A 13,410-nucleotide genomic window follows, 5' to 3' on the forward strand; every position below is an offset into this window, starting at 1 on the left:
CCTTGATGACCCGAACCCCACGTGGAGGTCACGGATGGACACGCACGCGCACGATCGCCGGCGCTTCCTGGCGCTGGGCGCCGCCCTGGCCGCCACTCCCCTGCTGAGCGCCTGCGGGACCGGGTTCGGCGGCGGGGACGGCAAGAGCGACGGCTCGGCGGCGGACGACGTCACCGGCTCCTTCGACTGGAAGCGGGAGAAGGGCACGACCGTCAAGGCCCTGCTGAACAAGCACCCGTACACGGACGCCCTGATCGCCGACCTGAAGTCGTTCACCGAGCGGACGGGGATCGAGGTCGAGTACGACGTCTTCCCCGAGGACAACTACTTCGACAAGCTCACCGTCGACCTGTCCAGCGGACGCGCCTCCTACGACGTCTTCATGCTGGGCGCGTACATGGTGTGGCAGTACGGGCCGCCCGGCTGGCTGGAGGACCTCGGCCCCTGGATGCGCAACTCCTCGGCCACGGCCGCCGAATGGGACCAGGCGGACTTCTTCCCCAACCTCCTCCAGGCCGACCAGTGGTCCCTGAAGGCGGGCGCCCCGCTCGGGCAGGGCGGGCAGTACGCGCTGCCGTGGGGCTGGGAGACCAACGTCGTCGCCTACAACACGGACGTGTTCGAGAAGCTGGGCCTGCGGCCCGCCGAGACCTTCGACGAGCTGCGCGACATCGCCGGGACCATCAAGCGGAAGGCGCCGGGCGCCGGGTTCGACGGCATGTACGGGATCGCCGTGCGCGGCTCGCGGAGCTGGGCGACGATCCACCCCGGCTTCATGACCATGTACGCCCGCAACGGGCTGAAGGACTTCACAGTGGAGGGCGGGAAGCTCACACCGGCGATGAACAGCCCCGAGGCCGTCGCGTTCACCCGGGACTGGGCCGCCATGGTCAAGCAGGGCGGGCCGCCGTCGTGGACGTCGTACACCTGGTACCAGTGCTCCAGCGACCTCGGCGCGAAGAAGGCCGGGATGCTGTTCGACGCGGACACCGCCGCCTACTTCCAGGCGGTCGAGGGCGCCGGCCCGGCCTCCGGGAAGATCGCCTTCCACCCCGGCCCGAAGGGGCCGGACGGCTCGCTGGCCACCAACATGTGGATCTGGTCGCTCGGCATGAACGCCAGGAGCAGGAAGAAGAGCGCCGCCTGGCTGTTCCTGCAGTGGGCGACCGGCAAGGAGCATCTGCGCAAAGGCGCGATCCGGCACCACCACATCGATCCGGTGCGCAGGTCGATCGCCGACGACCCCGCCTACAAGGACAAGATGCGGCACCTGCCCGGCTTCCTCGACACCTTCGAGACGGTCGTCGACCAGACGAAGATCCAGTTCACCCCGCAGGAGCAGTTCTTCGACGCCACCACCAGCTGGGCCGCCGCCCTCCAGGAGATCTACGGCGGCGAGAACGCCGAGTCGGTGCTGAACGGCCTGGCGGGCGACCTCGCCGGCAAGGTGGGCTAGCCGATGGGATGGCGGCCCGCCCTGCGCCCGTACCTCCTGATCGTGCCCGCCCTGCTGCTGACCTGCGGGATCCTCTACCCGTTCGGGCTCGGCCTGTACTACACGCTGTTCGACTTCTCGGCGAGCAAGCCGCAGCCGGACCTGGTGCGGCTGGAGAACTACACGACCGTCTTCACCCAGGGGGCGTTCTGGAACTCGGCCTGGGTGACGGTCCTGTACGCGGTCGGCGCGGCCGCCGCCGAGACGGTCCTCGGGGTGTCCGTCGCCCTGCTGCTGCACCGGTCGTCCCTCGTCGGGCGGGTGCTGGAGAAGATCCTCATCCTGCCGCTGATGATCGCGCCGGTGATCGCGGCGATCATCTGGAAGCTGATGCTCCAGCCGTCGGTGGGCGTGGTGAACCATCTGCTGCGGCCTGTCGGGCTGGGCGGCGTGCAGTGGACGGACACCCCGGCCGGGGCCCTGCTGTCGTCCATCGCCGTGGACGTCTGGGTCTACACCCCGTTCGTGGCGATCCTCGCGCTGGCCGGGCTGCGCTCCCTGCCCACCTCGCCGTTCGAGGCGGCGGCCGTCGACGGGGCGGGCCGGTGGTACACCTTCCGCCGGCTGACCCTGCCGATGCTGTGGCCGTACGTGCTGGTCGCGGTGATCTTCCGGTTCATGGACTCGCTGAAGGTGTTCGACATCATCTACGCCCTCACCGAGGGCGGGCCGGGCGACTCGACCGTCGTCCTGCAGATCCGGGCCTATCTGGAGGCGATCCGCTTCCAGCGCTACTCGTTCGGCATCAGCTACACGATCGTGCTCTGGGCCGTGGTCTACCTCGCGGCGATGGTGCTGGTGAAGCACCTCGGGAAGATCCAGCGGAAGGCGGCGGAGGTGAAATGACCATGAGAAAGCGCCTGTTGGGGTGGCTGGCCGACGCCGCCCTGATCCTCTACTTCGTCTTCGCGCTGTTCCCCGTCGCCTGGATGGTGATCCTGTCGCTGAAGCCGGCGAACCAGCTGTTCTCCACCTACTTCTCCTTCTCCCCCACCCTCGACGGCTACCGCACGGTCCTCGGCGACAGCGAGGGCATCCCGTTCGTGCGGTTCTTCGTCAACAGCCTGGTGGTGTCGGTGGGCGCGGTGCTCCTGTCGCTCCTCGTGGGGCTGCCGGCGGCGTACGCCTCGGCGCGCTGGCGGTTCAAGGGCTCCGAGAACCTGATGTTCACGCTGCTGTCGTTCCGGTTCGCGCCCGAACTCACCGTGATCATCCCGCTGTTCGTGCTGTACCAGAAGCTCGGGCTGTTCGACACGTACGTCGGCATGGTGTGGGTGCTCCAGCTGGTCACGCTGCCGCTGATCGTGTGGATCATGCGCTCGTACTTCGCCGATCTCACGCCCGAACTCGAACAGGCGGCCCTGCTCGACGGCTACAGCCGTAAGCAGGCGTTCGTGAAGGTGGCGCTGCCGCTGGTCAAGCCGGGGGTGGCGGCCGTGTCGCTGCTCGCCTTCATCTTCGCCTGGAACAACTTCGTCTTCCCGCTCATCCTCACCTCCAGCGAGGCCCAGACGGTGACCGTCGGCGCGCTGTCGTTCCTCGGCGGCGACCGGCCCAAGTACAACCTGACGGCCGCCGCCGCGCTCGTCTCCGTCGTCCCGCCGCTGCTGCTCGCGCTGACCATCCAGCGGTACCTGGTGCGGGGGCTGTCGTTCGGGGCGGTGAAGTCGTGATCCGGCTGCGGGGCGTCGCCAAGGCGTTCGGCGCGGTCCGGGCGCTCGACGGGCTGGACCTGGAGGTGCGCGAGGGCGAGTTCTTCTGCCTGCTCGGCCCGTCCGGCGCCGGGAAGACCACCGCGCTGAAGACCGTCGCCGGGCTGGAGCTCCCCGACGCCGGGACCGTCGAGCTCGACGGCCGGGACCAGCGCGGGGTCGAGCCGTACGACCGGGGCGTGGCCATGTGCTTCGAGAGCTACGCCCTGTACCCGCACAAGTCGGTGTACGACAACCTCGCCTTCCCGCTCCGCTCGCCGCGCCACCGCCTCCCCGCGGCCCGGGCGCGCGAGCGGATCGGGGAGGTGGCGGAACTGCTGGGCATCGCGGGCCTGCTGGACCGGCCGGTCGGGCAGCTGTCCAACGGGCAGCGCCAGCGGGTCGCGCTCGGCCGGGTCCTCGTCCGCCCCGCCCGGGCCTTCCTGCTGGACGAGCCGCTCTCCCACCTCGACGCCAAGCTGCGCCAGCGGATGCGGGCCGAGCTGAAGGCGATCGGGTCGGTGCGCCGCACCACCACCCTGTACGTCACCCACGACGCGGTGGAGGCGCTGGCGCTCGGCGACCGGATCGGCGTCATCCGGGACGGGCGGATCGTGCAGACCGGGACCCGCGAGGAGATCTGGTACCGGCCCCACGACACGGAGGTGGCGCGGGCGTTCGGCCGGCCCCGGATCAACCTGCTGCCCGGCACGGTCGCACCCGGCGGCGGCTTCCGGTCGGCGGACGGCGCGGTCGAACTGGACCTGCGGGCGGAGGCCGCACCGGGCACCGAGGTGCTGGCCGGCGTCCGGCCCCGCGATCTCACCCTGGGCGCGGGCCCCGGTCACCCGCTCACCGGCACGGTCTACGTCACCGAGGTGCTGGGCCGCTCGGTGGAGGTCACCGTCCGGCTCGGCGAGCAGCATGTGGCGCTCGTCGTCCCGCGCGGCGAGGCGGCCGGTCTTCGTCCCGACGATCCGGTACGACTGTCGGTCCGGCCTGAGAACCTGCTGCTGTTCGAGGCCGACCGGCCGGAGCGTCCAGGACGAAGGATCGGACCATGAACCACGCACAGCAGGGCCCCGCCGCCCGTCAGGCCGCGATGGCCGAGCAGGTCCTCGCCGACGGGACGGCGACCGCCGCCGACCTGGCCGAGCGGTTCGGGGTGAGCCTCATGACCATCCACCGGGACCTGGACGAGCTCGAACGGCAGGGCGTCGTCCGCAAGTTCCGGGGCGGTGTGACCGCGCAGCCCTCCGGCGTGTTCGAGTCCAATGTGCAGTACCGGCTGAAGACCATGCGCGCCGAGAAGGCGGCCGTCGCCGAGCGGGCCCTGAAGCTCGTCGAGCCCGGCATGGCGGTCATGCTGGACGACTCCACGACCACCCTGGAGATAGCCCGCGGGCTGCGGCTGGGTGAGATCACCCCGCTGACGGTCGTCACCAACTTCCTGGAGGCCGTCAACCTGCTCGCCGGCCGGCGCGGCATCCATCTGATCGCCCTGGGCGGTGACTACGACCCGCTGCACTCGTCCTTCCTCGGCGTGTCCTGCGTCGAGGCGATCGAGCAGCTGCGCGTCGACGTGTGCTTCGCCTCCACGTCGGCCGTGCGCGGCGGCTACGCCTACCACCAGGAGCAGCACATCGTGTCGGTGAAGCGCGCCATGCTCGACGCGGCCGCGCGCAACGTCCTGCTGATCGACCACACCAAGCTCGCCCGCGCCGCCCTGCACCGGGTGGTCCCGCTGTCCCGCTTCGACCTGCTCCTCGTGGACGACGGGGCGTCGGCGGAGGCCCTGCGGGACCTGGACGAGCACAAGGTCCGCTACGAGGTGTGCACTTCGACCGCGACGAGGGGCGGCGATGACCGAGCTGGAGCTACGTGACCTGCGCAAGACCTACCGGGCGCGGGGCCGCGAGCCCGTGCCCGCCGTCCGCGGCATCGACCTGGCCCTGCGCCCGGGTGAACTCCTCGGCCTGCTGGGCCCGTCCGGCTGCGGCAAGTCCACGACGCTGCGGATGATCGCCGGGCTGGAGACGGTGACCGGCGGGGACATCCTGGTCGGCGGCGTGTCGGTGACGGGCCTGCCCGCGCAGCGGCGCAACATCGGGGTCGCCTTCGAGAACTACGCGCTGTACCCGCCGCTGACGGTCGCGGAGAACCTGGCGTTCGGGCTGCGGGCCCGCCGGGGCGCCGACCGGGCCGACGTGGCCCGCCGGGTGAAGGAGATCGCCGAACGCGTCGACCTGACGGACGTGCTCGACGCCCGCCCGGCCGGGCTGTCCAGCGGCCAGAAGCAGCGGGTGTCCCTGGCCCGCGCGCTGATCCGCGAACCCGACGTGCTGCTCCTGGACGAGCCGCTGTCACATCTCGACGCCGCCCAGCGGGACACCACCCGCCGCGAACTCAAACGCATCCAGCGCGACCTGGGCCACACCACCATCCTGGTCACCCACGACCAGGAGGAGGCCCTGTCGCTGGCCGACCGGATCGCCGTGATGAAGGACGGCGTGATCCAGCAGCTCGGCACCCCGTACGAGATCTACGACAGCCCCGCCACCGTCTTCGTCGCGGACTTCGTCGGCGAACCCGCCGTCAACCTGCTCCCCGGCACGGCGACCGCCGACGGCCACGCCCGGCTGTCGGCCACGGCCCGGATCGCGCTGCCGGTGCCGGTCGCGGCGGGCCGCGAGGTGGTGGTCGGCGTCCGCCCGGAGGACCTGGCGCTCGGCGGCGAGGACGGCCTCGCCGCACGGGTCGTCGCCCACGAACCGCTGCTGGAGTCGGGCCTCGCCACGCTCGCCGTCGAGGGGGTCGACCGGCCCCTGGTGGTCCTGACGGGCCCCGAGGTGCGCCTCGCCCACGACGACCGCGTCCGGGTCACCGCCGACCCCCGCCGCACCCATGTCTTCGACGCCGAGACAGGAGATGCCCTGCGATGACCCCCGGGAACCGCGTGCGTGTGGTGGCCGCCGGCGACCACTTCATCCTGCCGTCCCTGATCCGCGAGGCCCTGGCCCGGGAGGTCGACTGCGAGACGGCCGAACTGACCCTCGGCTGGCCGCTGGAGCCGTTCGGCCCGGTGGCCGAGGTGACGGAGGCCAGCGACGCCGAGGACGAGCTGATCGCCGCGCTCGCCGGCGCCCAGGTGCTGGTCACCCAGATGGGCCCGGTGACCGAACGGGTCCTGGCCGCCTGCCCCGCCCTGCGGCTGGTGGTGGTGTGCCGGGGCGGCCCGGTCAACGTCAACCTGGACGCGGCGAAACGGCACGACGTCCGCGTCTGCTACGCGCCCGGCCGCAACGCCGCCGCCACCGCCGAGTTCACCGTCGGCCTGCTGCTGTCCGCGCTGCGCCGCATCCCGCAGGCCCACGACCTCCTCGCCCACCGGGGCAGCTGGGAGGGGGCGACCTACTACACGTACGCGCACAGCGGCCTGGAGCTGGAGGACCTGCCGGTCGGCCTGGTCGGCTACGGGGCCGTCGGCAGCCGGGTCGCCCGCGCGCTGTGCGCGTTCGGCGCCCGGGTGCTGGTGCACGACCCGTACGTGCGGGGCGAGATCCACGGCCTGCGGGTCGCCTCCCTCGACGAGCTGCTGCGGGCCTCGCGGGCGGTCACCCTGCACGCCCGGCTCACCGACGAGACCCGCGGGCTGCTCGGCGCCCGCGAGCTGGCCCTGCTGCCCCGGGGCGCGGTCGTGGTGAACGCGGCCCGCGGCCCGCTCCTCGACGAGGACGCGCTGTGCGACGCGCTGGAGAGCGGCCAGGTGTCGGCGGCGGCCCTGGACACGTACGCGACCGAGCCGCTGCCCGCCCGTTCCCGGCTGCGCGCGCTCACCGACCGGGTGGTGCTCACCCCGCACCTGGGCGGCGCGTCCCGGGCGGTGGCGGAGAAGGCGGCGGCGATCGCCGCGGCGGAGGTGGGGCGCTGGGTGCGCGGCGAGCCGCTCGCGCACCGCCTGACGTGACGGGACCCGAGGAGGCTGACATGTACGTCGGTATCGATGTGGGCACGTCCATGGTGAAGGCGGCGGCCTTCGACGGCGACGGACGCGAACGGGGCGTGGCGGCCCGCCCGGTGCGGCTGACCCTGCGCGAGGGCGTCGTCGAGCAGGACATGGACGAGGTGTACGGGGCGGTCGTCGCCGTCCTTCGGGAGCTGACCGCCCGGGTCCCGGAGCCGGTCGAGCTGGCCGGGCTCACCGGGCAGGGCGACGGGGTGTGGCTGGTCGACGGGCGGGGGCGGCCGGTGCGGCCCGCGGCCTCCTGGATGGACGGCCGGGCGCACGAACTGCTCGGCCGGTGGCTGGCGGACGGCACGGCCGAGGCGGTGTTCCGGCGGACGGGCGGCGCGATGTTCCCTGGGTCGCCGGGGCCGCTGCTGGCGTGGCTGGACGCCCACGAGCCGGAGGCGCTGGACGCCGCGGCCGTCGCGCTGTACTGCAAGGACATGGTGTTCCGGCGGCTGACGGGCGCGGACGCGACGACGGACGTCTCGGACGCGTCGATGCCGTTCCTCGACCCGGTGACCCGCGCCTACGACGACAAGGTGGTGGAGCTGCTGGGGCTCACCCACCGGCGCGGGCTGCTCGCCCCCGTCAGCGACCCGGTGGCGACGGCCCCGGCGCTCGGCGAGGGGCTGCCCGCCGGGACACGGGTCGTCAACGGGCCGTACGACCTGCCGGCGTGCGCGCTGGGCGCGGGGGCGACCGCGCCCGGCGACGGTCTGCTGATCGTCGGGACGTGCCTGGCCGCGCTGGTCGCCACCACGGAACTGGACCTCGGCGGTGAGCCGGCCGGCCTGTACATCGGCACCGACCGCCCCGGGCACTGGCTGCGGGCGATGCCGGCGATGGTGGGCACGGCGGCACTGGACTGGGTGCTGACGACGACCGGCGTACGGCACGAGGAGGTCGACGGGCTGCTCGCCGCGACCCCGCCGGGGGCGCACGGCGTGCGGGTCCTGCCGTACTTCGCGCCGTCCGGGGAGCGGGCGCCGTTCGTGGAGCCCCGGCTGCGCGCCGAACTGACCGGTGTCTCGCTGGAGTCGACGCCCGCCGATCTGATCCGGGCGACCTGTGAGGGCATCGGCTTCGCGGCCCGGCACTGCCTGGCGGCGGCCGGGCTCACCGGCACGCTGGCCGTCTGCGGCGGCGGCACCCGCAGCCCCGCCTGGACGCGGCTGCTGGCCGACGTCCTCGGGCGGCCGCTGCGGGTCGTCGAGGGTGAGGTCGGGGCGCGGGGCGCGGTGCTCGCGGCGGCCGGGCGGTGCGGGGTGCCGCTGGACACGGCGGCCTGGACCCGTCCGACCTCGGTGATCGAACCCGACGCGGAGCGCGCCGCGTACTACGCGCGGGCGTACGAGGAGCACCTGGAACGGCTGGCGGTGGCCCGGCGGCGGGCGCGCGCCTGACTCCCCCTTCGCCCATCGGAACGGCTCGGCAACTCCCCCACCAGGAAAGGGATCCCCATGCCTGTGAGACGTCGATCGCTGCTGCTCGCCGCGGCCGCCGGCCCGGCGGTGGCCGCCGTGCCCGCCTCCGCCTCCGCCGCCCCGGCGCCCCCGCGCCGGCCCCTCGTCATCGGCCACCGGGGCGCGGCCGGCTGGCGTCCGGAGCACACGGCGGCCGCGTACACGTACGGGGTGCGGGCCGGGGCCGACTGGATCGAGCCGGACCTGGTGCCGACGAAGGACCATGTGCTGGTGGTCCGGCACGAGAACGAGATCTCGGGGACCACGGACGTGGCCGCGCACCCGGAGTTCGCGGACCGCCGGACGACGAAGACGGTGGACGGGCGGGCGGTCACCGGCTGGTTCACGGAGGACTTCACGCTGGCGGAGCTGAAGACGCTGCGGGCGGTCGAGCGGCTGCCGCAGGTCCGCAACCGCAACACCGTCTTCGACGGACGCGAGGAGGTCCCGACCTTCCAGGAGGTCGTCGACCTGGCGCGCCGGCTGTCGAAGGAGCACGGCCGGACGATCGCCGTCTTCCCGGAGACCAAGCACCCCACCTACTTCCGCTCGATCGGGCTGCCGCTGGAGCCGAAGCTGGTGGAGGCGGTACGGCGCGACCGGCTGGGCCGGCGCGAGTGCGTGGTGCAGTCGTTCGAGCCGACGAGCCTGAAGCGGATCGCGGAGGCGCGGCTGGGGCTGGAGCTGTGGCAGGCGCTGGGGACCACGGGAGGGCCGTACGACCTGGTGTCGGCCGGGGACCCGACGACGTACCGGGACATGATGACGCCGGCCGGGCTCGCCCGGATCGCGGAGTACGCCGGCTGGATCGGGCCCGACAAGTCCTCGGTGGCGGGGACGTCCCTCGTCGCGGACGCGCACGCGGCGGGGCTGCGGGTCGGGGCGTACACCTTCCGCGCGGAGAACCAGTTCCTTCCGGCGGAGTTGCGGCGGGGAACCGGACCGAACGATTTCGGGGACGCCTTCGCCGAGTACGCGCTGTACTACGGACTGGGGGTCGACGCGGTGGTGACCGACTTCCCGGACCTGGCGGTGATGGCGAGGAGGGACTGAGTGTTTTTCCGTGACAAGAACTGCCCGACCTGCGGCAGCGGGCAGGTGTTCCGCCGGCTCGAGCCGGGCGAGCGCGCCGCGGTCAAGGACAGGCACTCGTACACCCACGACCTGTGGCGCTGCACGGCCGAGGGCTGCCGCTGGTACCAGCCCTGGTACAAGCAGGGGGACGGCGGCCTGCTCCCGGAGGAGCTGAAGATCCCGGCCGCCGCCCCGGAGTCGGCGTGAGCCCTATGAGAGGTTGCTGAAGTCCGGGCCCTTCGTCCGGGTCCGCTTGATCTCGTAGAACCCCGGCACGGAGGCCACGGCGAGGGTGCCGTCCCACAGGCGCGCGGCGTCCTCGCCCTTCGGGGCGGGGGTGACGACGGGACCGAAGAAGGCGATCTGCTCGCCGTCGTCGCCGGGGACGGCGATGACCGGGGTGCCGACCTCCTGGCCGACCTTGTCGATGCCCTCCTTGTGGGAGGCGCGCAGCTGCGGCTCGTAGGGGGTGTCGTCCCAGTGCTCCATGAGGGAGTCCGGCAGCCCGGCGTCCTTCAGGGCGGCGGCGACGGTCTCCCGGCCGGGGCCCTCGCCCTTGTTGTGGATGCGGGTGCCGAGCGCGGTGTAGAAGTCCCCGAGAACGTCGGCGCCGTGCTCCTCCTGGGCGGCGATGACGACACGGACGGGACCCCACGCCTTGGTGGCGAGCATGTCGCGGTACTCCTCGGGCAGCTCGTCGAGCTTGTCCTCGTTGAGCACCGCGAGGCTCATCACGTGCCAGCGCACCTCGATGTCACGGACCTTCTCCACCTCCAGGACCCAGCGGGAGGTCATCCAGGCCCAGGGGCACAGCGGGTCGAACCAGAAGTCGACGGGGGTCTTGTCCGACATGTCTCTCCTCAAGCGGAAACGTTTCCCACGGGAACAACCCCGGTCCGCCCGCCCATTCCCGGCTGCCCCGTGTCAGGGGCGCATGGCAGGATCGGTCCTGTTCAGCCGGAGCCGGAGCCGTCCGCGGTCCGGCCGTATCCACGACACAAGGGAGTGCCACGCGTGCCCGGTGAGAATCTGTCCCGCGACGAGGCCCGGGAGCGGGCCGCCCTGCTGGCCGTCGACGGGTACGAGGTGTCCCTCGACGTGCGGTCCGCCCTCGGCGAGGGGCCCGGGGACGGTGAGCCGCGCACCTTCCGCTCGGTCACCACGATCCGCTTCCGCTGCGCCGAGCCCGGCGCGTCGAGCTTCGCGGACCTGATCGCGCCGAGTGTGACGTCCGTCTCCCTCAACGGGCGGGACCTGGACCCGAGCGAGGTCTTCGACGGCTCGCGGATCGCCCTGGAGGACCTGGCCGCCGAGAACGAGCTGGTCGTCGACGCCCAGTGCGCGTACTCCCGCACCGGCGAGGGCCTGCACCGCTTCGTCGACCCGGAGGACGGCGAGGTCTACCTCTACACGCAGTACGAGCCGGCCGACTCGCGCCGCGTCTTCGCCAACTTCGAGCAGCCGGACCTCAAGGCCCCGTTCCGGTTCGAGGTGCGGGCGCCCGAGCAGTGGACGGTATGGAGCAACGGCGCGGGTGAACTCACGGACGGCGTCTGGCGGTTCGCGGAGACCAAGCCGATCTCGACGTACATCACCTGTGTCGTGGCGGGCCCGTACCACTATGTGACGGACTCCTACACGCGGGAGCTCCCCGACGGCGGCCGGCTGGAGATCCCGCTGGGCGCCATGTGCCGCAAGGGTCTCGCCCCGCACTTCGACGCCGACGACGTCTTCCTCATCACCAAGCAGGGGCTGGACTTCTTCCACGACCACTTCGACTACCCGTACCCCTTCGGGAAGTACGACCAGGCGTTCGTGCCCGAGTACAACCTGGGCGCGATGGAGAACCCGGGCCTGGTGACGTTCCGGGAGGAGTACATCTTCCGCGGGAAGGTGACGCGGGCGTCGTACGAGGGACGCGCCAACACGATCCTGCACGAGATGGCGCACATGTGGTTCGGCGATCTCGTCACCATGGAGTGGTGGGACGACCTGTGGCTGAAGGAGTCCTTCGCGGACTTCATGGGCGCGTTCGCCAACGTCGGCGCGACCCGCTTCAAGGACGCCTGGATCACCTTCGCCAACCGCCGCAAGGCGTGGGCGTACCGCGCGGACCAGCTGCCCTCCACGCACCCGATCACGGCCGACATCCGTGACCTGGAGGACGCCAAGCTCAACTTCGACGGCATCACGTACGCCAAGGGCGCGAGCGTGCTCAAGCAGCTCGTGGCGTACGTCGGCCAGGACGCCTTCCTGGAGGGCGCCCGCCGCTACTTCAAGCGGCACGCGTACGGCAACACGCGGCTCGGCGACCTGCTGGCGGTGCTGGAGGAGACCAGCGGCCGGGACATGGGCGCCTGGGCGCGCTCCTGGCTCCAGACGGCGGGCGTGAACGCGCTCACCCCGCAGGTGCTGCTGGACGCCGACGGCCGCGTCGACGAGCTGGCGGTCGTGCAGGAGGCGGCCGAGTCGCACCCCGAGCTGCGTCCGCACCGCGTGGCGGTGGGCCTGTACCGGCGGGGCGCGGACGGGGCGCTGGAGCGCTACGCGCGCGCCGAGACGGACGTCGACGGGCCGCGGACGGTCGTGGCCGAGCTGGCCGGGGCCGAGGCGCCGGACCTGGTGCTGGTCAACGACGACGACCTGACGTACTGCAAGACCCGGTTCGACGAGACGTCGCTCGCGACCCTGCGGGAGGCGCTGGGCGAGCTGACCGACCCGCTGGCGCGTGCCCTGTGCTGGTCGGCGCTGTGGAACATGACGCGGGACGGGCTGCTGCCGGCCCGGGAGTTCATCGGCCTGGTGCTGCGGTTCGGCGGCCGTGAGTCGGACATCGGCGTGCTGCAGATGCTGCACGCGTGGGCCGACTCGGCGCTGACGCACTACGCGGCGCCCGAATGGCGTGAGCAGGGTGCGCGGCTGCTGACCGAGGGCGCGTCGCAGCAGTTGCACGCGGCCGGCCCGGGCAGCGAGCAGCAGCTGGCGTGGGCGCGGTTCTTCGCCCGGGTCACCGACGAGCAGGGGCTGGAGCTGCTGTCGGGTCTACTGGACGGCAAGCGGTCCGTCGAGGGGCTCGTGGTGGACCAGGAGCTGCGCTGGGCGTTCCTGGAGCCGCTGGCCGCGCACGGCGTGGTCGGCGAGTCGGAGCTGGCGGACGAACTGGCCCGCGACGACACGGCGTCGGGCAAGCGCCACCAGGTGCGCTGTCTGGCCGCGCGGCCCTCGGAGGCGGTGAAGGCGCAGGCGTGGGCGCAGGTCGTGGAGTCGGACGCGCTGTCCAACGCGCTGGTCGAGGCCACCATCGGCGGGTTCGCACAGGGGTCGCAGCGGGAGCTGATCGCGCCGTACACGGAGAAGTACTTCGCGGCGATCGCGCGGGTGTGGCGGGAGCGGTCCATCCAGATCGGCATGGACGTGGTCCGGGGCCTGTTCCCGGCGCTCCAGCAGTCGCCGGCCACGCTGGACGCGACGGACGCGTGGCTCACGGCCCACGAGGACGCGGCGCCGGCGCTGCGGCGGCTGGTGCTGGAGTCGCGGGACGATCTGGCGCGGGCGCTGCGGGCGCAGGCGTGCGACGCGACGGCGTCAACCGACTGACACCTTTGGCCAACGATCACGGCGGTCCGTGACCGTTACGGAATTCAGGCAATAGCAGCCGTAACCCCTGGTCCCACCCGA

At 72.4% G+C, this 13,410-nt stretch carries 12 protein-coding genes; 11 read left to right on the forward strand and 1 reads right to left on the reverse strand.

Annotated elements, in window-relative coordinates:
• Positions 1-34: 34 nt before the first annotated feature.
• From F8R89_RS12340 to F8R89_RS12385, 10 genes are read left to right on the forward strand one after another with little or no spacing between them, the layout of a single operon-like run.
• A complete protein-coding gene (locus tag F8R89_RS12340) occupies positions 35-1,456 on the forward strand; it encodes an ABC transporter substrate-binding protein (RefSeq protein ID WP_151784017.1) in 1,422 nt (473 codons plus the stop codon).
• A gap of 3 nt (positions 1,457-1,459) precedes the next feature.
• Positions 1,460-2,341: a carbohydrate ABC transporter permease gene (locus F8R89_RS12345; protein ID WP_151784018.1), complete on the forward strand. Its 882-nt coding sequence runs from the start codon at positions 1,460-1,462 to the stop codon at positions 2,339-2,341.
• Positions 2,342-2,343: 2 nt separating this feature from the next.
• Positions 2,344-3,168 carry a carbohydrate ABC transporter permease gene (locus F8R89_RS12350; RefSeq protein ID WP_225994377.1) on the forward strand — a complete coding sequence of 275 codons (825 nt, stop codon included), beginning with the start codon at positions 2,344-2,346 and terminating at the stop codon, positions 3,166-3,168.
• Positions 3,165-4,250 (forward strand): ABC transporter ATP-binding protein, encoded by a 1,086-nt coding sequence (locus F8R89_RS12355; protein ID WP_151784020.1) that lies wholly within the window; start codon positions 3,165-3,167, stop codon positions 4,248-4,250. The genes F8R89_RS12350 and F8R89_RS12355 overlap by 4 nt, the downstream gene beginning before the upstream one ends.
• Positions 4,247-5,071, forward strand: coding sequence for a DeoR/GlpR family DNA-binding transcription regulator (locus F8R89_RS12360; protein WP_151784021.1), 825 nt, complete (start codon positions 4,247-4,249; stop codon positions 5,069-5,071). The genes F8R89_RS12355 and F8R89_RS12360 overlap by 4 nt, the downstream gene beginning before the upstream one ends.
• The gene (locus tag F8R89_RS12365; RefSeq protein ID WP_151784022.1) at positions 5,049-6,128 is read left to right on the forward strand and encodes an ABC transporter ATP-binding protein; all 1,080 of its coding nucleotides are present in this window, start codon (positions 5,049-5,051) and stop codon (positions 6,126-6,128) included. Before F8R89_RS12360 ends, F8R89_RS12365 begins: the two co-directional genes overlap by 23 nt.
• Positions 6,125-7,153 carry a 2-hydroxyacid dehydrogenase gene (locus F8R89_RS12370; protein WP_151784023.1) on the forward strand — a complete coding sequence of 343 codons (1,029 nt, stop codon included), beginning with the start codon at positions 6,125-6,127 and terminating at the stop codon, positions 7,151-7,153. Before F8R89_RS12365 ends, F8R89_RS12370 begins: the two co-directional genes overlap by 4 nt.
• A gap of 20 nt (positions 7,154-7,173) precedes the next feature.
• On the forward strand, positions 7,174-8,598 hold the full coding sequence (locus F8R89_RS12375) for an FGGY-family carbohydrate kinase (protein WP_151784024.1): 1,425 nt from the start codon (positions 7,174-7,176) through the stop codon (positions 8,596-8,598).
• Between the two features lie 57 nt (positions 8,599-8,655).
• Positions 8,656-9,711: a glycerophosphodiester phosphodiesterase family protein gene (locus tag F8R89_RS12380; protein ID WP_192806106.1), complete on the forward strand. Its 1,056-nt coding sequence runs from the start codon at positions 8,656-8,658 to the stop codon at positions 9,709-9,711.
• A complete protein-coding gene (locus tag F8R89_RS12385; protein ID WP_151784026.1) occupies positions 9,712-9,939 on the forward strand; it encodes a hypothetical protein in 228 nt (75 codons plus the stop codon).
• 3 nt (positions 9,940-9,942) lie between these two features.
• Here F8R89_RS12385 and F8R89_RS12390 read toward each other — a convergent pair whose 3' ends face one another.
• Positions 9,943-10,584, reverse strand: a complete 642-nt coding sequence (locus F8R89_RS12390; RefSeq protein ID WP_151784027.1) for a DsbA family protein — start codon at positions 10,582-10,584, stop codon at positions 9,943-9,945.
• A gap of 162 nt (positions 10,585-10,746) precedes the next feature.
• Here F8R89_RS12390 and pepN point away from each other — a divergent pair, with 162 nt between their 5' ends.
• Positions 10,747-13,329: an aminopeptidase N gene (gene pepN, locus F8R89_RS12395; protein ID WP_151784028.1), complete on the forward strand. Its 2,583-nt coding sequence runs from the start codon at positions 10,747-10,749 to the stop codon at positions 13,327-13,329.
• Positions 13,330-13,410: the final 81 nt, after the last annotated feature.

The sequence above is a fragment of the Streptomyces sp. SS1-1 genome (genome assembly GCF_008973465.1).
GTDB lineage: Bacteria > Actinomycetota > Actinomycetes > Streptomycetales > Streptomycetaceae > Streptomyces.

What these genes read in the sequence shown, in the direction of transcription:
- F8R89_RS12340 (WP_151784017.1), top strand. Translation starts at nt 35, where the DNA reads ATGGACACGCACGCGCACGATCGCCGGCGCTTCCTGGCGCTGGGCGCC.
- F8R89_RS12345 (WP_151784018.1), top strand. Translation starts at nt 1,460, where the DNA reads ATGGGATGGCGGCCCGCCCTGCGCCCGTACCTCCTGATCGTGCCCGCC.
- F8R89_RS12350 (WP_225994377.1), top strand. Translation starts at nt 2,344, where the DNA reads ATGAGAAAGCGCCTGTTGGGGTGGCTGGCCGACGCCGCCCTGATCCTC.
- F8R89_RS12360 (WP_151784021.1), top strand. Translation starts at nt 4,247, where the DNA reads ATGAACCACGCACAGCAGGGCCCCGCCGCCCGTCAGGCCGCGATGGCC.
- F8R89_RS12365 (WP_151784022.1), top strand. Translation starts at nt 5,049, where the DNA reads ATGACCGAGCTGGAGCTACGTGACCTGCGCAAGACCTACCGGGCGCGG.
- F8R89_RS12370 (WP_151784023.1), top strand. Translation starts at nt 6,125, where the DNA reads ATGACCCCCGGGAACCGCGTGCGTGTGGTGGCCGCCGGCGACCACTTC.
- F8R89_RS12375 (WP_151784024.1), top strand. Translation starts at nt 7,174, where the DNA reads ATGTACGTCGGTATCGATGTGGGCACGTCCATGGTGAAGGCGGCGGCC.
- F8R89_RS12380 (WP_192806106.1), top strand. Translation starts at nt 8,656, where the DNA reads ATGCCTGTGAGACGTCGATCGCTGCTGCTCGCCGCGGCCGCCGGCCCG.
- F8R89_RS12390 (WP_151784027.1), bottom strand. Translation starts at nt 10,584, where the DNA reads ATGTCGGACAAGACCCCCGTCGACTTCTGGTTCGACCCGCTGTGCCCC.